Source organism: Psychromonas sp. 14N.309.X.WAT.B.A12, from assembly GCF_030397575.1.
GTDB lineage: Bacteria > Pseudomonadota > Gammaproteobacteria > Enterobacterales > Psychromonadaceae > Psychromonas.
Map to the genome: position 1 here is coordinate 227,181 of NZ_JAPNXS010000004.1, position 21,817 is coordinate 248,997.

The window sequence follows — 21,817 nt, forward strand, 5'->3', positions numbered from 1 at the left end:
TCGTTAATAATACTGTTACTCATAAAAATCCCCCCTAATGCATTCATTAGGGGGGATTTTTTGTTAGCAGCCTTTATAAAAACCTATCAGGGAATACCGCGGATAGGTTTAGGAAGAGGAGCAATTTAACTAACTATTTTTATCTACCACGCTATTAAATAAACGAGTAAATTTATCTAAACCTTCATTAATAATCTCGTTTGAAATAGTTAATGCTGGTAGGAAGCGGATAACATTACCGTAGAAACCACAGGCAAGAAGTACTAAACCATGTTCAGCAGCATTAGCAATAATAGCTTGGGTTAATGCGGTGTTTGGCTGTTCAGCATCACCATTTTTAACAAACTCAATGGCTATCATTGCACCTTGATTTCTGACATCTAGAATGACGTCAGGATGCTGTTGTTGTAATTGACTTAAACGTTGATGAAACAAATCACCTATCTCAACAGAGCGTTGTACTAGGTTTTCTTCTTCGATTACCTCTAAAACAGCTAAAGCAGCCGCGCAAGCAACTGGTGAACCACCATAAGTACCGCCTAAGCCACCAGGCAGTGGTGCATCCATAATCTCGCTTTTACCTACAACTGCTGAAATCGGGAAACCGCCAGCAATACCTTTGGCCATGGTCATTAAATCAGGTTCAACACCAGAATACTCAAATGCAAACATTTTACCAGTACGGCCAAAGCCAGTTTGAATTTCGTCTGCAATTAACATGATCCCGTGTTGGTCACAAAGCTCACGTAATGCTTGCAGAAACTCAGGTGGGGCCACGTAAAAACCACCTTCACCTTGAACGGGTTCAACAATGATAGCAGCTACATCAGTAGGGCAGATATCTACCTTAAATAAGTTGTTTAATGCTTTAAGTGAATCTTTAACAGATACGTCATGACGATCCATAGGAAAAGGCGCATGGAAAATATCAGAAGGGAACGGACCAAATAAATTTTTATAAGGTGTTACTTTGCCTGTTAATGCCATGGTTAAATTCGTACGGCCATGGAACCCCCCATTAAAAGCAATGACACCACGACGACCAGTATGTGCGCGGGCAATTTTCACACAGTTTTCCACTGCTTCAGCACCCGTAGTCACAAAAATTGCTTTTTTAGGTGAGTTACCTGGTGCTGCTGCTGTTAGTTTTTCCGCTAACGTGACTGCAACTTCATAAGGATTAACCATGACACATGTATGGCTAAATTTATCGATCTGTTGTTTTGCGGCCTCAACAATTTTGGGATGGCTATGGCCGGTATTGCAGACTGCAATTCCAGTCCCAAAGTCGATATAACGTTGACCTTCCACATCCCACAGCTCAGCATTTTTAGCATGCTCTACATATATTGGATAAATGTTGCCTTGCCCACGTGCGAAGGCTTGTGTTTTTCTACTTTGTAAACTGCTGTTTGTCATGTTCATCTTCCTGATAGATAAAGAGTTTGGCTATTTATAGTTTGTATTGTCAGAGAGTTTGCTTGGCTTATTTATCTAAACCACCCATACATAAATATTTAATTTCTAAGTAATCATCTAAACCATATTTTGATCCTTCGCGACCACTACCTGATTGTTTGATACCACCAAACGGTGCTGCAGCATTAGAAATCATTGCTTCATTAATACCAACCATGCCGTATTCTAAACCTTCTGATACACGCCATACTCTGCCAATATCACGAGAATAAAAGTAAGCGGCTAATCCGACTTCACAGTCGTTGGCCATTGCTAACACTTGATCTTCATCTTCGAATGCAATGATAGGAGAAACAGGGCCAAAAATTTCTTCGCGAGCAATGGGCATTTGGTTGGTCACATTAGTTAAAATGGTGGGTTGGTAAAAAGTATTACCTGCGCTATCTCGTTGACCGCCTAATAAAACCTTAGCACCTAAAGCAACAGAATCGGTTACTAATTTCTCAACGCCATCAACTGCACTTGAAGAAATCATTGGGCCAATGTCTACGTCTTTTGTTAAGCCATCACCGATATTTAGACTGGCAACGGCTGTTTTAAATTTTTCAGTAAACTCTTCTAATACCGAACGTTGTACAAAAATTCGATTAGTACAAACGCAAGTTTGACCTGCATTACGGTATTTAGAAGCCATTGCTCCTTGCACTGCTGCGTCAATATCTGCGTCATCAAAGACGATGAAAGGTGCGTTACCACCTAATTCCATTGATACTTTTTTTACCGTTGAAGCACATTGTTCAATTAATGTTTTACCCACTGCTGTTGATCCAGTGAAAGTGAATTTTGCAATATCAGGATGCTGCGTCAACACTTTACCCATCCCTCTAGAGTCATCACCTGCAACAACATTGAATACGCCTGCTGGAATACCTGCGCGCTCTGCTAATTCAGCCATGGCGAGTGCAGAAAGTGGTGTTAATGCCGCTGGGCGAACGACAAAAGTACAACCTGCCGCTAATGCAGCTGCTGCTTTTCGTGCAATCATCGCATTAGGGAAGTTCCAGGGTGTAATAGAAGCGACAACACCCACAGGCTGTTTAACAACAACAATACGTTTGTCACTTGATGGACCTGGAATAGTATCGCCATAAACGCGTTTGCCTTCTTCTGCAAACCATTCTATAAATGCTGCACCATAGCCAATCTCGCCTTTTGCTTCAGCAAAGGGTTTACCTTGTTCTAAGGTTAGAATACGTGCAAGGTCATCTTGATGTTGAATCATTAAATTGAACCAGTTTCGCATTAAAGTACAACGCTCATTAGCTGATTTTGCCGACCACTTTTTTAATGCTTTTTTAGCTGCTTTTACGGCAAGTTTGGTATCTGCCACACCAGCATTGCATACCTTTGCAAGTTCTTCGCCTGTTGCTGGGTTGGTCACGCTAAAGAATGAATCGCTGCTATGCCAACTACCATCGATGTAGGAAAATGTTTTGAGTAAATGCTTATCTTGTAATGCGTTCATGGTTATCTCCAAGCTTATATATGTTTAAAAATGCTTAACAGTTTGAACTTGCCACTAGTCTCATTGGCGAGACTTGCTCTGTGAGCTTATTGAATAACAATTTAAAATAAGGTTAAATACAAAACTTTAAACAATAAGTTTGAAGCGAGTAAAACTATGAAGAAATCGTCGATAATTCCTAAACCTATCGCAGAGTATGATTTGCGTTTACTACGGATCTTTGTTTCTGTGGTCGAGAATGGAGGATTTTCTGCCGCCGAATCTGCTTTAGGGATCACCCGTTCTACTATTAGTATTCATATGTCTAATCTTGAAGAACGTATGAAACTGAAGTTATGTTTGCGTGGCCGCGGTGGTTTTGCTTTAACTGAGGATGGGCACACTGTTTATCGCGCAGTGATTAATCTCTTTGATTCCTTGAATGATTTTTCATTATTAGTTGGCTCATTGAGTAATGAATTAAGCGGTGAGTTAGTCATTTTATGTGCTGACCAATTAAATCAAACAACGCAAAATAAATTATCTCAAGTGATTAAAATAATTCATCAAGATTCACCAAACTTACACCTGGTATTAGACAGTGAACCTATCGCTAATATTGAAAAGTCATTATTAAAAGATAAAGCACATATTGGTTTATTTCCTGGATATCAACAAATAGAAGGCTTGACCTACCAACATATTACCGATGAGGCTGTTTATTTATGTTGCAGTAAAGATCATCCTTTTTTTAATAAAGTTGATACTGTAATTAGTGCTGCTGATTTGGCTGAGGTACCTGCCATTCATCCTGGGGTGGATATTGAGCCTTCTGGTAGTGAGCAATTGAAAAAATTAAACCTAATGGCCAAGTCGTATCAATTTGATACACGTAAAGCGATGATTATGTCTGGAAGTTACATTGGGTTTATGCCGCAAAGTTATATTCAGGAGGAATTAAATCAAGGCGAGATGCGCATCATTCGCCCTAGTGAGATAACTTACCCATTTAATTTATCTTTAGTGGCTAAAAAAACACCCCGTGAAGCTAATAAAGTTGCATTACTGACCGAAGTATTTAACCGAGTTTTTAATGAGGTTTAAGTTACAATAAAGAGAGAATCGGCATCAATAAGGCAAATAATTCAGCTTGTGAGCTGATATTACATTTTGCATAAAGTTGTTTACGAAATACTTTAACTGTTTCCTTACTAATATTTAAATTAAGGGATATCGAAAGCGAGGAATGGCCTTGTAATATATACAGCGCAACTTCCGCTTGTCTTGGACTGAGACTAATATCATGTTGTTCTTTTAAGGTCGCTCTTAGGCGTTGGGTGACTGGTTGCAGGACAATATTTATGCCCTCTTTAGGTTTATAGTGTCGCCAATGGAATGCACATAATCTTGACAATATAGTTTCGTAGGATTTAATTCTTTTCAGCTCACCTTTACTAAATTGAACGCCGCTACTCTCATCTCTACCAAAACAGACTGTTAAGGTTGTTTCATGAGCAATCCCATAAAACAGAGCAAATTCATCCACTAAGGTAGTGTTACTGTAATATTGTTTGAAGTAAGTCGTTTGTTTGAATTGGTCTGGCGCAAGATCAAAGATACGATGAATACCTGATTGTATTCCTCCTAATACCCCTTCATAGAAAGGATCTAATAAATAAGCCGCTTTAACATAGTAGTTATCTACTTGATTATAAACGTTGTCATCATTGCTCTCTCGATATAACCCTTCGGGATTGTGATCTTTATGATAAGCAATGATGATCATGTTATCGAAAGTGACAATCTTACTTACAAAGTGACTTAATGCTTCAGGAAAGTTCGCGGTATCCAAGTGACGCACTAACTCGCCTAATGCCTTATCTTGCTTGCTTTGCAGGTTGCTGGTTATTTGCATTCCTTTACCTAATCAAATAATTAAATTATGTATATTTATTAAACCATACCACACTGGGGTTATATACCCCTTACTGAACAAGTTTTATGATTAATTCCATAATATTCGGGTTATGTTTTTGTTTGATGGCTAAATAAAGTTGAAAAAGGAACTTATTATGACGACTGCAATATCGCTTAAGTCAGTGACCAAAAAGTTTAAAGACTTTCAGGCTCTCAATGAAATATCTTTTGATATTCAAGAGGGAGAATTCTTTACACTACTTGGTCCTTCAGGATGTGGGAAAACGACTTTATTGCGCCTATTAGGGGGATTTGAACAAACCAGCACAGGTGTTATCGAGTTGTTTGATGAAAAAATAGAAAACCTGCCAGCCAATAAACGTCCAATTAATACTGTATTTCAACATTATTCACTTTTTCCACATTTAACCGTCCATGAAAATGTGCAATTTGGTTTAAAAATGCAAGGTGTTGCAAAAGCGGAAAGAGTTAAACGTGCCGACGAAATGTTAGCACTAGTACAGCTTGAAAAATTTGCTGACCGTAAACCTAATCAATTATCTGGTGGACAACAACAACGAGTTGCCTTAGCGAGAGCCTTAGCACCCAGACCAAAATTATTATTATTAGATGAACCTCTCTCTGCATTGGATCTTAAATTACGTCAAAACATGCGTTTAGAGTTGAAAAAAATTCAGCAACAAACAGGTATTACATTTGTATTTGTGACCCATGATCAAGAGGAAGCATTAACCATGTCGGATCGCATTGCTGTCATGTCAGCAGGGCACTTACAACAATTAGGCACACCATCAGAAATTTATGAAGAGCCAGTAAATGAATTTGTAGCTGATTTTATTGGTGAAACAAATCTATTAAACGTTAATGTGTTAAAGAAAGGAGAACATTCTGCTGATGTCACTATTCAGGCATACGATACAGAGCACCACGACAGTGCTGTTATTCAGGTACCTTACTTTAATCGACTATTTTTAGGCCCAACTGCAAAGTTATCAATCAGACCTGAACGTATTACGATTGGCCCTTTGACCGGAGAAACCCCACTCACTGCGATTGTTGAACAAAGCATTTATATGGGGACTGATACACAATATATTGTGACTCTTAATACGGGCTGTGAATTATTAATACGTAGTCAAAATATTACTAGTGAGAAAAAGACTTTTGAGCAGGGCGATAAAGTAAATATTAGTTTCGATCTATCTACAGCTCGTTTAATTAGGGGGTAGGGGGATGTTGAATATATTTAAATTATCAAAAGAAGAGAAAGTGCGTTATGGCCTGATTTCTCCTTCGATGTTGATGATCGGTTTTTTCCTACTGATACCCATCTCAATTGTATTTGTTTATTCATTTTTACAACCGGGTACATACGGCGGAGTGGAATGGGTATTTTCATTAGATGCTTATAAACAGTTTTTATTTCAAGAAGATTTTTTAACTGAAGAGCTACAATTTACTTCTGCATACTTAGAGATTTTTGGACGTTCGTTTTTACAAGCCGCTATCGCCACCTTATTGTGCTTTATGATTGGTTTTCCTACCGCTTATTTTATTGCCACAAGGCCTGCTAATACTCAAAGCTTATGGTTATTCGCAATCACTATCCCTTACTGGGTTAATTTATTAGTACGTACCATTGCCATGTTATTCATTATTAGAGATCAAGGTCCGCTCAATGAGTTTTTAATGTACTTAGATTGGATCGATACGCCTATCAAATTAGCTTACACTCCGTTTGCTGTATCACTAGGACTATTCTATTCCTTCTTGCCCTTTATGGTGTTGCCAATTTATACCGCGTTGTCTCGTTTTGATATGTCACTTTTAACTGCTGCACATGACCTTTATGCAAGTCGTTGGGCTGCGCTTAAAAATGTACTCATACCAAGTGTATCGAATGGTATCTATGCGGGTTGTTTATTGGTATTTATCCCTTCAATTGGCTCATTTATTGCGCCAGATTTATTAGGAGGTGGGAAACAATTAATGATAGGTAATTTGATTGCATTACAATTCCAAGGTTCACGTAACTGGCCATTTGGTGCAGCCATCGCGATTATTCTATTAACCATCATACTGATCACTTTACTGATTTTCTCTCTACGTAAAAAAGGAGAGCAACAATGAAACACAGCATAAGTTATTACCCGGGTACTAAACCAATCACCATATTATGTTTATTTATTTTGTATACGCCACTTATCGTTATTAGTTTGTATTCTTTTAATTCGTTACGTTCGATTACTACGTGGGGAGAGTTTACATTTGATTGGTACATAAAAGCATTTAGTAACCCTGCTATTCAAAATGCCACGATGAACTCTTTATTAATCGCCGTCTTAGCCTCTTCAATTGCGACATTAATCGCACTTGCTGCAGCGATGGGGATGTTAAGAGGTGCACCATTAAGAAAGCAAAAAATAGTCGTGGGAGTGATCAACTTACCTTTGCTACTGCCGGAGATTGTAGTGGCAGTAGCAAGTTTAATCTTCTTCATTGCTATCGATATGACCTTGGGATTAGGAACGATTTTATTAGCTCATATTGTATTTTGTATTCCTTTTGCGTACTTGCCTATTTCAACACGACTAAAGGATATCAAGCAGAGTTTTGATGAAGCTGCCTATGATTTATACGCCTCACGCTGGCAGGCATTCCGTCATGTTACTTTGCCAATGGCTATGCCGGGTATCGTCTCTGGTTTGATGCTTGCGTTTGTTGTTTCATTAGATGACTTTATCGTCGCTAATATGGTTGCTGGACCGGGCTCAAGCACTTTACCAATGACCATTTACAGTATGTTACGCATTGGATTAACACCAGAAATTAACGCTATATCGACTATTTTATTATTGATTTCAATTTTGTTTGTTACTGCCTCTTGGTGGTGCAATCGTTCAAGTAAAAGTACTACATAAACTAAATGAAAGGAGTTCTATTATGTTAAAAGTAAAAGGTATATTTCCCTATAAGGCAAAAGTATTGGCAATGGCTGTTACGGCGAGTTTATTAGGGGCAACAGCAGCTAATGCTGCAGGGCAATTAAATATTTATAACTGGTCTGATTATATGGATCAAGCGGTATTAGATAAGTTCTCTAAAAAGTACGATATCAAGATAACTTACGACACATATGATAGTAATGAAACATTGTTGTCTAAATTAAAGTCTGGCGTTACGGGCTATGATGTCGCTGTTCCGGGCGATTATATGGTTAAAATTATGATTGATGAAGGGTTACTTGAAAATATCGAAGCGTCTAAATTAGATAATTTTAGTAACGTTAAGGAAGAATTAATAGATGTTTATTATGATCCTGGTCATCAATATTCAGTACCTTACCAAGCTGGTACTACGTCATTTGTCGTTGATAAAGCAGTGTACGATGGTGATATTAATACCTTAGATATTTTATTTAATCCACCTGAGGAGCTTAAGGGCAAAATTAACATATTCCGTGATGTGAACGAAGTCATTAATGCAGCACTTCGTTATAAAGGTTATGAAATTTGTAATAGTAATCGTCAACAATTAAGTGAAGTAAATGATCTGTTAAGCGAAGCGAAAGAACACTGGTTAAGTATTGCGTCTGATGGTGCAAAAGAGATGTTGATTTCAGGAGATGCTGCCGCATCAATGTCATGGAATGGTATGGCATTGCAAGCACGTTTAGAAAAACCAACCTTAGAGTATGCTTATCCTAAAGAAGGGATGACAGCATGGGCCGACAACCTTGTTGTGTTAAAAGGATCAAAAAATATTGAGAATGCAAAATTGTTCTTAAACTTTATGCTAGACCCTGAAAATGCAGCCGCTATTTCTAATGTCACAGGTTATACACCCGGTGTGAAAGGTGCTGACGCTTACCTTGTAAAAGAGTTTAAAGGCGCGCATGAATTAAACCTTCCTGAAGGTACTGCAACACCACAATTTGTACCACCATGTAGTCCTGAAGTCGTTAAATTATATGACCGCTTATGGACTAACTTATTAAGATAGTTTGGCTGGTATGGTGGAATAGCTGAGATGTTAATCCACCTTTACTTCAATTTATAAAATGGTTCTTCACTAATTACCTTGCAAGAACGTCTAATTCCTCAATAGGGAAAAGTAAAATGGATAAATCATTATTAAATGCAATCCTCAAAGCTGTAGAAGATAGGCGTGACAATATTATTCATGAATTAACTGACTTAGTGTCTTCTGATAGTACTTTAGGTAATGAACAGCATGCGCAATCTATTATTAAAGAAACCTTTATAGAGTTAGGCACCGAAGTTGAAGAGGTAACTATTGACCTTGAAAAATTGGCTAGCTTACCAGGTTTTTCACCACCAGTGACTCATGATACTGATGGTCGAGTTAATGTAGTGGGCATTCATAAGCCTAAAAATACAGTGGGTAAGTCACTTATTTTAAATGGCCATATGGATGTTGTTCCTACTGGACCACGTCACCTTTGGGAAGTTGATCCTTTTTCACCACATGTACAGGGCGACTGGTTTTATGGGCGTGGTAGTGGCGACATGAAAGCAGGAATTGTTGCCTATTGTAATGCCTTTGCAGCATTAAAAGATTTAGGCTATCAACCTGCAGCTGAAGTTATTTTACAAAGCGTAGTAGAAGAAGAGTGTACCGGTAATGGCGCACTAGCGTGCCTAGATGCTGGTTATACTGCCGATGCGGCTGTTATCCCTGAGCCTTTCGGGCAGTCTTGTCTTGTTGCTCAATTAGGGGTGATGTGGTTTCAGTTAAAATTAACAGGTAAACCTGCACACGTACTCGATACTTCAAATGGTAGTAACGTATTTGATTCGCTATACGTGGTGACAAATAAATTAAAAGCATTAGAAGAAGAGTGGAATAAACACGAGCATCGTCATCCTTGTTACAGCGGACATGATCATCCTATCAATTTTAATCTTGGTAAAGTACAAGGAGGGGACTGGGCTTCAACGGTTGCTTGTTATTGTGAGGCTGATTTTCGTGTGGGTTTTTATCCAGGAATGTCGCTTGAATATGTTAAAGAAAAATTACAACAAACTATTAACGAAGCGGATGTTGCAAGTGATATCAAGGTTGAGCTTTGTTATACAGGTTTCCAAGCTGAAGGTTGTGCCATCGAAGAAGAGGCTCCATTAATTGTATCAATCAAAGAAGCACACCGCATTGTCGCGAATAAAGATTGCGAAACATTAGCTGTAACTTGTACAACTGATGCACGTTTCTTTCAGTTATACGGAAACACACCTGCTACTTGCTATGGTCCTGTTGCTGAAAACATACATGGTTTTAATGAGCGAGTATCTATTAACAGCACAGTACAAGTTGCACAGGTCTTAGCTGTGTTTATTGCTAACTGGTGTGGTTTAGAGAAAATATAATTAATGGTAATAAGTTATAGATGCTTATGCCATCAGCAGTAAATAGTGCTTAATCGGCTGTTTCTGATTAAAGTCATAGCCAACATCTCAGGGAGTTTTTGTTGGCGATAATAAGGTAAAAACTATGTTAATGTTCGAAAGAATAGAGGATAAGCATCATCCTGATTTTGAAAAAGCTTTTGCAATTTATGAAAAGAGCTTTCCGGTTTTTGAAAGAAGAGCGAAGTATGATCAGGTCGCTGCTTTAACTGACAGTGAATACCATTTTATTGTTATTAAAAAGGTAGAAGGGGATCTGTTAGGAATTTTACTCACGTGGAATAAAGAAGATTTTATTTATATTGAGCATTTTGCTATTACGCCTTTAGCAAGGGGGAAAAGTTTAGGGACTCGTACTTTAAAACACCTTAAGAAGGTTGCAGATAAAACCATTTTGTTAGAAATAGATCCGCCCGTGGATACCGTCTCTAAAAAGCGTAAAGCCTTTTATCAGCGCCTTGGTTTTGTGGTTAGCGATAAAGAGCATATCCACCCATCCTATCGTAATGAGACTGAGCCACATTCGCTAGTCATTATGTCTTACCCAGAATTAACAGAAGCACTTTATGTTAGTTTTCAAAGCAACTTAACCAATCAAATTATGCAATATTCAGAGATTGATTGCTAAGCAGATAAAGATTGAATTGCTCAGGTTTTATTATGTTTATGGTGGCAGTTCAAGAATGAATCTGCCACGTAAATTAAACATTAGATGATCTTATATCATTTTGGCCATATAGAATGGAGCTTATTTAATAGTGACTGTTGCATCACTTACCCACGTTTCTGTTATCGCTTGATCTTTTTTATCAGCTAAGTAAGCTCGTATACTCACCGGGTTTTTATTAACCTGTTTATAGTCAAAGGTTAATCGCCATTGGTTTGTACCGACAATCGGGTAAGCGCGTATAGGTTCTAGAATTTCACCGTTGCTGGCTTCAACAATAGGTTGAATCTCACTGTCTCGATCAAGCCCTTCCAGTACAGGCCCTTCAAAATCAATGACCATTTTATTGATGTCTTCAGGTATTGGTTGCCCTGGAATTCCGCCTAAACCTTGTCGAGTACTGACTACACTTGCTAAGGCTTGTGATTTTGGATCTAGTGGACGCCACTCAATATCATAGGAAAAACTAAACTCATCGCCTTTACGAGCGGGTTTCTCAGGTACCCAGTAAGCAACAATATTATCGAAGGTTTCATCCTTTGTTGGAATTTCGATTAATTGAACGGCACCTTTACCCCAATTTCCAAGAGGTTTAATCCAAGCTGAAGAGCGCTTATGGTAAAATACGCCGTCGTCTTGGTAGTGATTGAAATTACGGTCTCTTTGAATGAGTCCAAATCCTTTTGGATTTTCATCGATAAAACTATTGGTGGATACTGACTTCGGGTTATTTAGTGGACGCCAAATATGTTGCCCTGTACCTGTGTGGATAGCCAAACCATCACTGTCGTGAATCTCAGGACGCCAGTCCTTAGCGATGGTTTTATTGGTTTCTGAGTACCAATACATACTGGTTAACGGTGCGATGCCTAATCGTTCAACATCTGCACGCATATATAAATTAGCGCTCACAGAGGTAATATGCCCTTTTGCATTTTTGTTATCTTTACTTAAGCCAAAACGATAGGCTCCAGTAATGGAAGGCCCTTCAAGTAATGCCCAAACCGACAAGCTTTCTCCTTCTTGTTCTGCAGGGCCAAGCCAAAATGCAGAAAAACGCGGGAACTCTTCAGGTTGGCTCATGCCTGTATTGATAGCAATACCTCTGGCTGATAACCCATATTGCCTTTCAGGACCATCGGTACGAAAGTAGGATGCACCAAGAAATGATATCCAATCAGGCTCCATCTTCGGACGCATGATTCTGAAGCCTGCAAATCCAAAGCCTTCAGGTAGGTCGTGGGCTGGGCTATCAGCCGGCATATCAAAAAATTCATTGTTAAAAGGTACGGATTGAACCCAGTTTTTATTGTCTCTGATGTAGATTCTCACTGGGTCTGGAAAATATCGTCCGGGGTAAAATAATTGTACGGGCGAATTTTTCCCACTTGGGTAGAGGGTTTTTTCATTCTTAAAACTTATTTTCCAGTGTTGGTCATAAGTCATTTTATCGATTAACTCTGGGGCAGGGTTGACCGATGGAGAGTAAGGTTTGCTTGCAGCCTCTTTGGCAAGTGCTTTTAAGTCTTCGAAGGTAAACTCCCTTCCATCTAACACTTCTGCTGCCGAGGACAGCATAGAGATAGAAGCTGATGTAAAAATAATGATGACGGCAAGTAATTGTGATTTCATAAAAACTCCAATAAGTTGACTCTAAAACGTGCGTGTTTTCCACACTTCATTTATTAACTCTCTGAACTATTTTAGAAATAGCTTTAACTAAATATGTGTTTTTAAATAATGATCATGTTTGATAGGTTTATCTCGCTAAAGCCGACAATGCTTTAAATAAATCAGGTGTTGCCAGTACATAGGCTTGCTCCTGTTTATTAAGGTAACTAACTGCTTCAGCTACATTTTTTGCATCGGATATTTTCATTGTGGCTGTGGCTTCAATGATATCGACTTGTCCAGCCTTTCTAATGGGAATTGCGTCGATTACTGCGAGGTGACGTGCATACCATTTAGGATCTGAAGCCATTCGAGCTAAATCAGGAGCATCATTCACCGACTGCTCATAAATACTTCTTGCTTCATTCATTGCTTTTAGAATGTTTGGCTCTGCTTTTTCATACTGTGTGGACAATATTCTGCATCTTTTAATAAAATCCCCAACGGCCCATGATCCTGTAAACATAGATAAAGGTACCGATAACAACATGCCGATAATGGCAGGTGATAGCCAAGCTAATAAAGCTAATGAGTTGAGGTAACCTGCAAGGGTGAGTAATAGTCCTGCAATCATGTGCCAACGGTGTCGGTAAATTAGGTGTTTAATGGGCAAGCTACCATCGTCACGTCGTTGCGGATTCCAACCTGAGTCTTGACCCATTAAAATCGACAAAACAGCGCCAGTATGAATAAGCATCATAATAGGCGCGACCATCGCTGATAAAATAACTTCTACAATAAAGCTGATGATTAACATGAAAAAACCACCGCAGCTTTTTCTTAATCGGCCATCAATTATGTAGGAAATCAAGCCTAAGGTTTTTGGCGTAAACAGTATCACCATGGTAAAAGCAAATAAGCTTAAGGCGCGAGCCGCATCCATTTGTGGCCAAGTTGGAAATAATGAAAATTCATCACCAAAGTATTCAGGGCGAATATATTCCGCCTGTAATGACAGTGCTAAACCAACAAGAATCAACATCAACCATAATGGGGAAGAGATGTAGGACATGATCCCCGTTAATAGATGCGAACGACTCACCCAATGTAGACCCTTTGCCGTAATAATACGACCATGTTGAAGGTTACCTTGGCACCAGCGACGGTCACGAATAGCTAAGTCAGTCATAGAGGGAGGGCACTCTTCAAAAGAGCCATAGAGATCCGCTGCAATGGTGACGCTCCAGCCTGCTCGTCTAATTAAAGAGGCTTCAACAAAATCATGACTTAAAATATGGCCACCGAAGGGTGGTGCACCTTTAATACTGGGCAAACCAGCAGCAGACATCAGTGCTTCAGTGCGAATAATGGCATTATGTCCCCAGAAATTGCCTTCTTTATCACTCCACCAAGCAAGACCACCACCAACAACAGGGCCATAAACACAAGCGGCAAACTGTTGTAATCTTGCCATTAATGTTGTGCCGTTAATCAGTTGTGGTATGGTTTGAATCAAACCCGCATCGGGATCTGCTTCCATACGACGAGCTAATTCCAACATGGTATCTGCTTCCATCAAACTATCAGCATCTAGCACTAATAGGTGATCGTAATTTGCTCCCCAACGAGTACAAAAATCTGTAATGTTACCTACTTTTCTGGCTGTATTTTTTTGACGTCGGCGGTAATAAACATTGATATCCTTGTCTAACCGCTCGCGCAGCTGGTGAAAGCAAGCTTCCTCTTTTAACGCAACCTCTGGGTCTGTGGTATCGCTAATAACAAACCAGTCAAAGGCATTGGTTTCTTCTGATTGATAAATAGCCGTTGCCATCACTTCAATAGAGGCATAAATACGGTCAGGGTCTTCATTATAGGTTGGCATCAATACCGCAGTGCGACCCGCTAATTGATTGGTTAAACGTTTAGGCTTGCTACGGCGTTGTTTGCACACTAAAAAGAAGCCAACAATCGACGCACTGAAAGAGATGGTGATCCAACTAAAGGTTAAGGCGAATAAAACCAGAAATACATATTGGATAAAGGTCATGTTGTTCGCCCCTAGCACCGCATGCATTTCATTAATGCCCCAAACAGACAATAACAATGATGACCCTAGCACGACCCATCTTCTTAGCACTTGAGAACTAACCCCATTAGGATTAACGCTAGCCCGTTTACTGCTGGCATCAAACTGGCTTAATGACTGAATAGGCATCTCTTTGAAATGCTCATCTGGCATGCCAGGTTCCACGGATTTCCACACTGATTGAGCTGCATTTTTATCTATTATTTTGTCCATTGATACATCCAATTTTCCGCTTTTCTACCATCGGTAAACTGTAAGTCCAATCTCAATTCAATTAATTCTGCATCAAGTGGATCAAGTTCAAAAGTGACGCGGTATCCATTATTGTGGTTTTTAGCGACAACCACGTTATGGATTTCACCCGCTGTATTTTCGATGTGCGCAGTAGGGTTTTGATTGTTGGTGTTGTCAGTTGGATTTGGAAAACGGTAGTCAATAACAAACAAACGTTTTTCAGTTGGACCATTAATACTTGCTCGACCATTTCGTGTTGCTTCAACGATCGCTTCACCTTTATTCGCAGAGGGAGCTTGTCCCCACAATAAACGATAAGCAAAATGGTATTCCGAGCCTGCAGGTATCACCTCGTTAGGTGCCCAATAAGCAACAATATTATCGTTAACTTCAGAGTCTGTTGGGATTTCAACTAATACAACAGAGCCTCTTGCCCAGTCTCCCAAAGGTTCAACCCATAAACTAGGACGTTGCTCATATTTAGCTTCTAAGTCTTGAAAATTATTAAAATCACGGTTGCGTTGTATTAAACCAAAACCAAGGGGACCATTATCACTAAACGCACTGACCTCTAGGTTATTAGGGTTACGTAAAGGGCGCCATAATCTATCTCCACGGCCGTTAATCATCAATAATCCGTCTGAGTCGTGAACACGAGGACGAAAGTCATCTACTTGGTCTCGGTCGTAAGAAGAAAACATAAACATACTGGTTGCGGGCGCGAGGCCTACTTTATCTAAATCTTCACGAGGAAATAGGGTGGCTTCAACATCCATCACAGTATTATCGCCAGGGCGAATAGTAAAGCGGTAAGCACCTGTGGTACTTGGACTATCTAATAAGGCATAAACAACGATCGAGCTATTATCATTGGCTGGTTTCTCAATCCAAAATGCGCGAAAAGCGGGAAACTCTTCGCCTTCAGGATCGGCAGTTTTCAGAGCCAAACCACGTGCTGATAAACCATAACCTTGATGTTTACCGAGAGAGCGGAAATAACTGCCACCTTGAAACACTGCGACTTCATCATAGTAATCTGTTGAATTTAAAGGGTTATGTAAACGAATACCTGCAAAACCAACATCAGCATTAGGCAAGGCGCGTTGCATTACTTCTCCTGTAGTAAACATTTCAGGGTTATAACGTAAATGCTGTGATTGGCCATTTTCAACGATAGCTACCTCTACCGTTTCTTTAAAGTAAAAGCCGCGATGAAATAGTTGCATTTGAAAAGGTAATGATTGATTTTTCCAAATAGACGCATTTGGGTTAAAACGGATATCTCGGTACTGGTCATAGTTTAGGTCTTGTAATTCAGCAGGTAGTGTAGAGTCAGGCTCTTGATATGACTCTTTAGCCAAATCACGCGCTAAATTAATTACCGTATTACGATTAAATTCACCATTTACTGCATAGATGATATTCGGCGTGTCTGCCGCTTGTGCACTTGGTAAAGTCTCATTAATAAAAGTGGTATCAGAGATTGCCAAACCGGGCAACAAACTGCTTACTACTATCAATTTTTTTAAAGTAAAATGACGCATGCTTGTAGATAACAATGGCATATAATTTAACTCTCCAGTGATGACCAAAATATATTAACTAATAGATGACAATAAGATGTTACTAATAAGTGGTTTACATTTTTATTTAATGTGAAACTAGGTTTATATAAATAAATAGAAAGCTTTTTTATTTGGCTATAATATGAACATTTAACATCAATCACACATTAATTAAAAGTCAATTCTCGATGGCTTTCATAATGAGAATGTTTATCGTTTAACTTGTTGTGTTTATGATGAATACATACTATTAATAAAGACTGCACATAGGTTTAATAGTTTCATTTAAAAAATATTAAATTTAAAACTCTCGATATTTTCATTAATAACATCAAGTTAAAGTAACTAATTTATTGTTGTTTGTGCCTGGCATCATCAGGTTGATTATCATTTTTTATTTTCTTCTTGCTGTTTAGCAGCGCTATGTTGGCAATTTAGCAAATCGTATTCTAAAAATGAAAAGCACTTTTTTACCAATTAATTGGAGAGTGTTATTAATTCAATAACTAGATGTGTTCAAATTTACTATGTTAGTTTCTGCCGTTTTAGGTGTGGAGTTCATTAGCAAGAGATGAGTTTACTTACCCCGTTCAGGGGATAAGGTCATAATTTAGTGTAGTCTGTATGCTCAAAGGCACTGATCTAAGGAGAGAGGTGTTTTGTAACATGAAGGTGTGTATTTGAGCATTAAATATCAATATAGGAAATATAGATACTAGCTAATTGAACAATAGATAGTTTTAGTCATATTACTTTGAGTTTTTATTAAAAGTAAAATTTAACAGAGGTTTAGGTGTTTTAAACAAAAATAGGGTATTCGCTTGTTAAATCAAAATATGTTTGTTGCGGTTTGAGACTAAAAAGTGGTGCTCGCTACTGGACTTGAACCAGTGACCTACGCCATGTCATGGCGGCACTCTACCAACTGAGTTAAGCGAGCTTATTAAGAAGCTGTTGAAAGCAAAGTGATTTTGCGACATCTTGGTGAGACTGTCAATAAAACTTTACTAAGTTTAGACTGTTTGATGTATTTTTGTGCGGCGAAAGGCTTAAGTGTTTATTTATCCTCCGTTTTCTGCCATTTGGCGGCTTCTGATTTGGTACGCTCAATCAATTTAGGTATCTCTGCTAAGGATTGTTTGTAAATAATATTAACTCTTTTATAGCAAACGATGGTTAATAACATACCAGCTATAAAAGCTAACAAGGTTAATAGGCTCAAAATAGACAGGCCGCGCTCTTGATAAGTTTCGATCAAGCTTAGAATTTTTCCCTGTTCTAATGTCACACGAATATAACCAATTTTTGTCTGATCAGAATAAAGCTCTGCAATATGTGGAATCACACCATCAACAGCATGTGAGCCTTCATCATTCAATTGTAGTAATTCAGGTAAAGGAAGCACTTGTTCTGATTGATAAATAATTTTTCCAAATTCATCATAGATAGTTGCGTCTCGAACAATAGGATCGTCGCTTAAATCATCTATTAATAACTTTAAATCTTCTTGGTTTTGTTGGGCTAGATAGCGCGAAGCTTCAGCTGCTGCAAGGTTAGTCAATGAATAGGAAAATTTTTCTGTTTGTTGGTAACGAACACCGTTGGATTCATTTTGTAGGCTGTTAAATTGGAAAGCAATGATCGCAAATAGACACAGTATTGCGGCTATTTGTGACAGTCGTACTATCCAAAAAATTTTTTTACCCATATCTTTAACCCTTACGTTACACTATCTCTACTTGCATTATAAATTAGCAATCGTTATCTTGTGACTCATCTTTTTATTCTATTTTTATAACAGAATTTTACATCAATTAACCCATAGGCATATTACAGTGCAAACGACTATAACACTTCAACTCCCTTCAAACCCTCTTTCAATTATGCAATGGAAATCTGATTTACAGTCAATGATTGAAAATAACCATTCATTATTCTTGATTAATGGCTCAAATGATATAGCTACTCAATCTGAGTTAGTCTTAATGGGAAGAGATTTAAACACAAATACACTGATAACGTTAACTAATTTATTAATTAAGCAGTCAGTGTCTAAAGCACAATTGAACCATTTAAGCCAAGTCGAAGGGGTTGATTTAGTTAGGTTATCTTTAGATAAAACAAAAGATGAGTTACAAGAAGTGATTAAGCAGTTTGCTACTGATACGGGTTGTGACTTTGCTTTGGTAGCTAAATTACCAGATTTTTCTAAGCCGGGTTTAGTCCTAATGGACATGGATTCAACGACAATTCAAATTGAGTGTATTGATGAAATTGCACGTTTATATGGTGTGGGTGATCAAGTTTCTGCGGTAACAGCCGCTGCAATGCGAGGTGAGTTAGACTTTAATGAAAGTCTACGTACTCGTGTTGGTAAATTAGCGAATGCACCAGAAAGTGTGATTAAAGAGGTCGCTGATAATATGCCATTAATGCCTGGTTTATTAGCACTGATTGCAGGATTAAAAGCTGCAAATTGGAAAGTAGCGATTGCATCGGGGGGCTTTACTTATTTTGCTAACAGATTAAAGGACGATCACGGGTTTGATGCTGCCTATGCTAATACCCTAGAGATTGTAGATAATACATTAACCGGTCAAGTTATTGGCGAGATTGTTAACGCAGATGTTAAAGCACGTACCTTAAATGAGTTGGCTGAACAGTTTGATATACCTATGTCTCAAACTGCTGCGATTGGCGACGGCGCTAATGATTTGGTTATGATGGCTGCTTCTTCTTTAGGCATTGCCATTCATGCTAAACCGATTGTACAAGAGAAAGCTTCTGTGGCCCTTAATCACTTAGATTTGGAAGGGGCGTTAGGCTTGTTACAAGCTTCTTTACCTTTAGCTTAGTCTTATATGTTGAGTAGCTACTTAAAAGGCTACTCAACCTTTACATTTCCCTGTGCTTGGTAACAAATCTAACAACCCACATACTTTCAAAAGCAACGGCTACAACACTTGTTCTGTTCTATCTATGACCTGTATGATTGCTTTCACATTTAATAACTCTTCTTCTAAACGCTTACTAAGGTGCATAGCATGGCAAGAGATAATATCTAATTCTGATTTAACTAATGCCAAATTAGGGATATCAATAGTGCTTAATCGATAGTGAAGTATCTGCAACTGTTCAAGTTTTTTATGTTCAACAATAAATTCACGTTTAGCAAATTCAGACTCAAAATCTTCATCTAAATAAGTTTCAATAGACCACTTATTATTATCATCTTTAATTTTTTTGACGTACAGCGTGCGTTCAAAATTGGAGACGGTTTCACCAAGATTAGTGTGTCGCAATGGCGTAACCAAGAGACGATCGAGTAATCGATTATTGGATAGCGGAATATGGTTATTTTGATTATTGCTTTTACAGTCAAAGTTAAAAATTTGTTTCAGTGCGGATGAAGTACTCGTAATTGAAGAAAAGCTAATTTTAGGCTTACCATTAATGATTGAAACATAGAAAAAAGCAGGATGTAATGCGACCTCTGCTGCCTCATGTAAGCGCGGTGTAACCGGTTGTTTATATGACTTTAATGGGATTTCGTTAAAGTGGGCAGGGTTACTTCTCACTAGTAAACTAAAGAATTGCTGCATTGTCATATAGCTATCACGTGAAGCTATTTGTAAATGATAAATATGCTTTGCACTGGCTGAAACAACGCGGTAATTAATGTTTGCTAAAGTGAACTGTTTTGTGACTTTTTGTAAATCAATAAAATTAATACTGACCAGACTACGCTTGGCAATCGCTTTAGGGGTTGCTAATTCAATCTTTAAACCAGACCCTGAAAAATCAACGACTTTCGCGGCTAATACTTGCTCTGCGACTTTGAGTTCGATATTACTTGTATAACTGTAGCGCTCTTCTTTACGTAATTCATCTGGAAATAGGTCATAAGTGGGAGTAAAGCCTTTCTCGGTATCTTTATGAACAAACTTATTGAGTAAATTGGGGTTACCTTTTTCTGCTCTTGGATCAATTTCTATCATTTCATGTGTTGCGATTTCAGTTAACGTTGCAACATGAGTGATATCATTAAAAATTTTAGGGCGCACATCCGTTAGCTTGTAATTTTTGATGGCTTCATAGGTGTATTCTTGCAGTGTTAGGTGGTAGCAGTGCCAATTAGTCTTGCTTCTACCATATTCAATAAAAAGATGTTTTAAGCCACTTTGTTGTAGCTCTTGCTCTGTAGCAGATAGCAGATATTCTTCACCCTCTTTAATGTAGGTAAAGCTGTAAATTGTAGTGCTCATTTTAGGTTGAGACAAATCCACAAAGGATTTTAAACGTTGAGCAGTAAACAGAAAGGGCATTTGATTGGTATTATTACAACGCCATTGATTCAGAATCTCTTTATTTACTGCATTTCGCAGCATAAAAAGAATCGGCTTTTCTTGATTGCTATTTAGAAAAATCGGTAAGGTGTTTAATGCATTTAAGGTGCTATTCTTTAATGCTTTTTCACGCGCAATGCTAAAGTAATACAGTACATCTAACTTATACTTATGCTGGTTGGCACGTATAAACCCTTGAATAAATTTAACAAATTCAGGTTTGTCATCTTCTAAATTGAGGTAAAGATAAAACCCAGTTCGTTCTTGCTGTTGTTTAACTAAACGGTAGCAAATTTTACGGTTGGTGATGGCTTTGTCTTTATATTCACTGCCTAAAGCAGTAAACATGACTTTAACTAACTGCTCTTCTAAGTATTGTTCTTGTTCAGGTAATTTAACTTTAATACCAGTTACTGAAATATTAGAGGTAGCAGCTTCGATGTTGGTACCATCCGCTAATATGATACTGACCTTAGACACAAAAAACATACGTGCAGCCGCTTGCCTGCGATGATTATTTAATTCTATGTTTTCAGTGATATTTTCATTTATTTCAGTCGCACTGGCTTGTAGTGCTTTTGCATTTTGAATCTGCTTTACTTTTTGTACATGCTCGATGACATGTTCATAAGCACCGACTGTATAACCTCCGTATAGCTTAATTGCTGATTTAAGAGCTCTATTTGCCGATAAGGTAAGGTAGTGGGTGATTTCAAAATGTACATATTGATCGGTTTTTTCTATGACTTTTTCACGTAAATCGATAATCCGTGTACAAGGTTTAACAAGACGATTGAGTTCCATCTTAATTAGGAATTTATCGCTATTACTTTCCCCAAAAAATATCTTATCAAGCATGCTATTAAAATCTGGTTTATTTCTATAGGGAATCAATGCATTGATTTGAGGTTGGTAATCCTTAAAGTTCATAAATATTAGTATCTCATGTATTCGGTAAAGCGTTGAAATATGGTGGTAAGTAGATAGTAATTAATTTACTTACCACTAGCAATAAGTC

16 protein-coding genes and 1 tRNA gene are annotated in these 21,817 nt (G+C 38.2%); 8 read left to right on the forward strand and 9 right to left on the reverse strand.

Features of this window, described 5'->3' with window-relative positions; translation table 11 throughout:
• Positions 1-129 precede the first annotated feature (129 nt).
• Positions 130-1,419 carry a 4-aminobutyrate--2-oxoglutarate transaminase gene (gene gabT, locus OW492_RS07485; RefSeq protein WP_290039309.1) on the reverse strand — a complete coding sequence of 430 codons (1,290 nt, stop codon included), beginning with the start codon at positions 1,417-1,419 and terminating at the stop codon, positions 130-132.
• Between the two features lie 67 nt (positions 1,420-1,486).
• Positions 1,487-2,944, reverse strand: coding sequence for an NAD-dependent succinate-semialdehyde dehydrogenase (locus tag OW492_RS07490; RefSeq protein ID WP_290039310.1), 1,458 nt, complete (start codon positions 2,942-2,944; stop codon positions 1,487-1,489).
• 156 nt (positions 2,945-3,100) lie between these two features.
• Between OW492_RS07490 and OW492_RS07495 the strand changes: the two genes are divergently transcribed.
• Positions 3,101-4,027, forward strand: a complete 927-nt coding sequence (locus tag OW492_RS07495; RefSeq protein ID WP_290039311.1) for a LysR family transcriptional regulator — start codon at positions 3,101-3,103, stop codon at positions 4,025-4,027.
• A gap of 1 nt (position 4,028) precedes the next feature.
• Here the strand turns inward: OW492_RS07495 and OW492_RS07500 are convergent, their stop codons facing one another.
• Positions 4,029-4,838 (reverse strand): helix-turn-helix transcriptional regulator, encoded by an 810-nt coding sequence (locus OW492_RS07500; RefSeq protein WP_290039312.1) that lies wholly within the window; start codon positions 4,836-4,838, stop codon positions 4,029-4,031.
• Positions 4,839-4,995: 157 nt separating this feature from the next.
• Here OW492_RS07500 and OW492_RS07505 point away from each other — a divergent pair, with 157 nt between their 5' ends.
• From OW492_RS07505 to OW492_RS07530, 6 genes are all read left to right on the forward strand, one after another.
• Positions 4,996-6,090, forward strand: coding sequence for an ABC transporter ATP-binding protein (locus OW492_RS07505; protein ID WP_290039313.1), 1,095 nt, complete (start codon positions 4,996-4,998; stop codon positions 6,088-6,090).
• 4 nt (positions 6,091-6,094) lie between these two features.
• Positions 6,095-6,991 carry an ABC transporter permease gene (locus OW492_RS07510; protein WP_290039314.1) on the forward strand — a complete coding sequence of 299 codons (897 nt, stop codon included), beginning with the start codon at positions 6,095-6,097 and terminating at the stop codon, positions 6,989-6,991.
• A complete protein-coding gene (locus tag OW492_RS07515; protein ID WP_290039315.1) occupies positions 6,988-7,782 on the forward strand; it encodes an ABC transporter permease in 795 nt (264 codons plus the stop codon). Before OW492_RS07510 ends, OW492_RS07515 begins: the two co-directional genes overlap by 4 nt.
• Before the next feature lie 22 nt (positions 7,783-7,804).
• Complete coding sequence (locus OW492_RS07520; RefSeq protein WP_290039316.1) at positions 7,805-8,863, forward strand: extracellular solute-binding protein; 1,059 nt, start codon at positions 7,805-7,807, stop codon at positions 8,861-8,863.
• A 116-nt stretch (positions 8,864-8,979) separates the two neighbouring features.
• Positions 8,980-10,248, forward strand: a complete 1,269-nt coding sequence (locus OW492_RS07525) for an ArgE/DapE family deacylase (protein ID WP_290039317.1) — start codon at positions 8,980-8,982, stop codon at positions 10,246-10,248.
• A gap of 124 nt (positions 10,249-10,372) precedes the next feature.
• Complete coding sequence (locus OW492_RS07530; protein ID WP_290039318.1) at positions 10,373-10,915, forward strand: GNAT family N-acetyltransferase; 543 nt, start codon at positions 10,373-10,375, stop codon at positions 10,913-10,915.
• Positions 10,916-11,035: 120 nt separating this feature from the next.
• Here OW492_RS07530 and OW492_RS07535 read toward each other — a convergent pair whose 3' ends face one another.
• From OW492_RS07535 to OW492_RS07555, 5 genes are all read right to left on the reverse strand, one after another.
• Positions 11,036-12,586: a glucan biosynthesis protein gene (locus OW492_RS07535; protein WP_290039319.1), complete on the reverse strand. Its 1,551-nt coding sequence runs from the start codon at positions 12,584-12,586 to the stop codon at positions 11,036-11,038.
• Positions 12,587-12,713: 127 nt separating this feature from the next.
• A complete protein-coding gene (mdoH, locus tag OW492_RS07540; protein WP_290039320.1) occupies positions 12,714-14,867 on the reverse strand; it encodes a glucans biosynthesis glucosyltransferase MdoH in 2,154 nt (717 codons plus the stop codon).
• A complete protein-coding gene (locus OW492_RS07545; protein ID WP_290039321.1) occupies positions 14,855-16,453 on the reverse strand; it encodes a glucan biosynthesis protein G in 1,599 nt (532 codons plus the stop codon). Before OW492_RS07545 ends, mdoH begins: the two co-directional genes overlap by 13 nt.
• Before the next feature lie 864 nt (positions 16,454-17,317).
• Positions 17,318-17,393 (reverse strand) — tRNA-Val (locus OW492_RS07550).
• A 117-nt stretch (positions 17,394-17,510) separates the two neighbouring features.
• The gene (locus OW492_RS07555) at positions 17,511-18,161 is read right to left on the reverse strand and encodes an AhpA/YtjB family protein (protein ID WP_290039322.1); all 651 of its coding nucleotides are present in this window, start codon (positions 18,159-18,161) and stop codon (positions 17,511-17,513) included.
• A 127-nt stretch (positions 18,162-18,288) separates the two neighbouring features.
• Between OW492_RS07555 and serB the strand changes: the two genes are divergently transcribed.
• Positions 18,289-19,308, forward strand: coding sequence for a phosphoserine phosphatase SerB (gene serB, locus OW492_RS07560; RefSeq protein ID WP_290039323.1), 1,020 nt, complete (start codon positions 18,289-18,291; stop codon positions 19,306-19,308).
• A gap of 99 nt (positions 19,309-19,407) precedes the next feature.
• On the opposite strand, the gene OW492_RS07565 is transcribed toward serB, so the two are convergent.
• Positions 19,408-21,729: a PilZ domain-containing protein gene (locus OW492_RS07565; RefSeq protein ID WP_290039324.1), complete on the reverse strand. Its 2,322-nt coding sequence runs from the start codon at positions 21,727-21,729 to the stop codon at positions 19,408-19,410.
• Between the last annotated feature and the right edge of the window lie 88 nt (positions 21,730-21,817).

Coding starts and splice junctions, on each gene's coding strand:
- OW492_RS07515 (WP_290039315.1), top strand. CDS start 6,988: ATGAAACACAGCATAAGTTATTACCCGGGTACTAAACCAATCACCATA.
- OW492_RS07555 (WP_290039322.1), bottom strand. CDS start 18,161: ATGGGTAAAAAAATTTTTTGGATAGTACGACTGTCACAAATAGCCGCA.
- OW492_RS07490 (WP_290039310.1), bottom strand. CDS start 2,944: ATGAACGCATTACAAGATAAGCATTTACTCAAAACATTTTCCTACATC.
- OW492_RS07565 (WP_290039324.1), bottom strand. CDS start 21,729: ATGAACTTTAAGGATTACCAACCTCAAATCAATGCATTGATTCCCTAT.
- OW492_RS07535 (WP_290039319.1), bottom strand. CDS start 12,586: ATGAAATCACAATTACTTGCCGTCATCATTATTTTTACATCAGCTTCT.
- gabT (WP_290039309.1), bottom strand. CDS start 1,419: ATGACAAACAGCAGTTTACAAAGTAGAAAAACACAAGCCTTCGCACGT.
- OW492_RS07545 (WP_290039321.1), bottom strand. CDS start 16,453: ATGCCATTGTTATCTACAAGCATGCGTCATTTTACTTTAAAAAAATTG.
- OW492_RS07495 (WP_290039311.1), top strand. CDS start 3,101: ATGAAGAAATCGTCGATAATTCCTAAACCTATCGCAGAGTATGATTTG.
- OW492_RS07530 (WP_290039318.1), top strand. CDS start 10,373: ATGTTAATGTTCGAAAGAATAGAGGATAAGCATCATCCTGATTTTGAA.
- OW492_RS07505 (WP_290039313.1), top strand. CDS start 4,996: ATGACGACTGCAATATCGCTTAAGTCAGTGACCAAAAAGTTTAAAGAC.
- OW492_RS07510 (WP_290039314.1), top strand. CDS start 6,095: ATGTTGAATATATTTAAATTATCAAAAGAAGAGAAAGTGCGTTATGGC.
- OW492_RS07525 (WP_290039317.1), top strand. CDS start 8,980: ATGGATAAATCATTATTAAATGCAATCCTCAAAGCTGTAGAAGATAGG.
- mdoH (WP_290039320.1), bottom strand. CDS start 14,867: ATGGACAAAATAATAGATAAAAATGCAGCTCAATCAGTGTGGAAATCC.
- OW492_RS07500 (WP_290039312.1), bottom strand. CDS start 4,838: ATGCAAATAACCAGCAACCTGCAAAGCAAGCAAGATAAGGCATTAGGC.
- OW492_RS07520 (WP_290039316.1), top strand. CDS start 7,805: ATGTTAAAAGTAAAAGGTATATTTCCCTATAAGGCAAAAGTATTGGCA.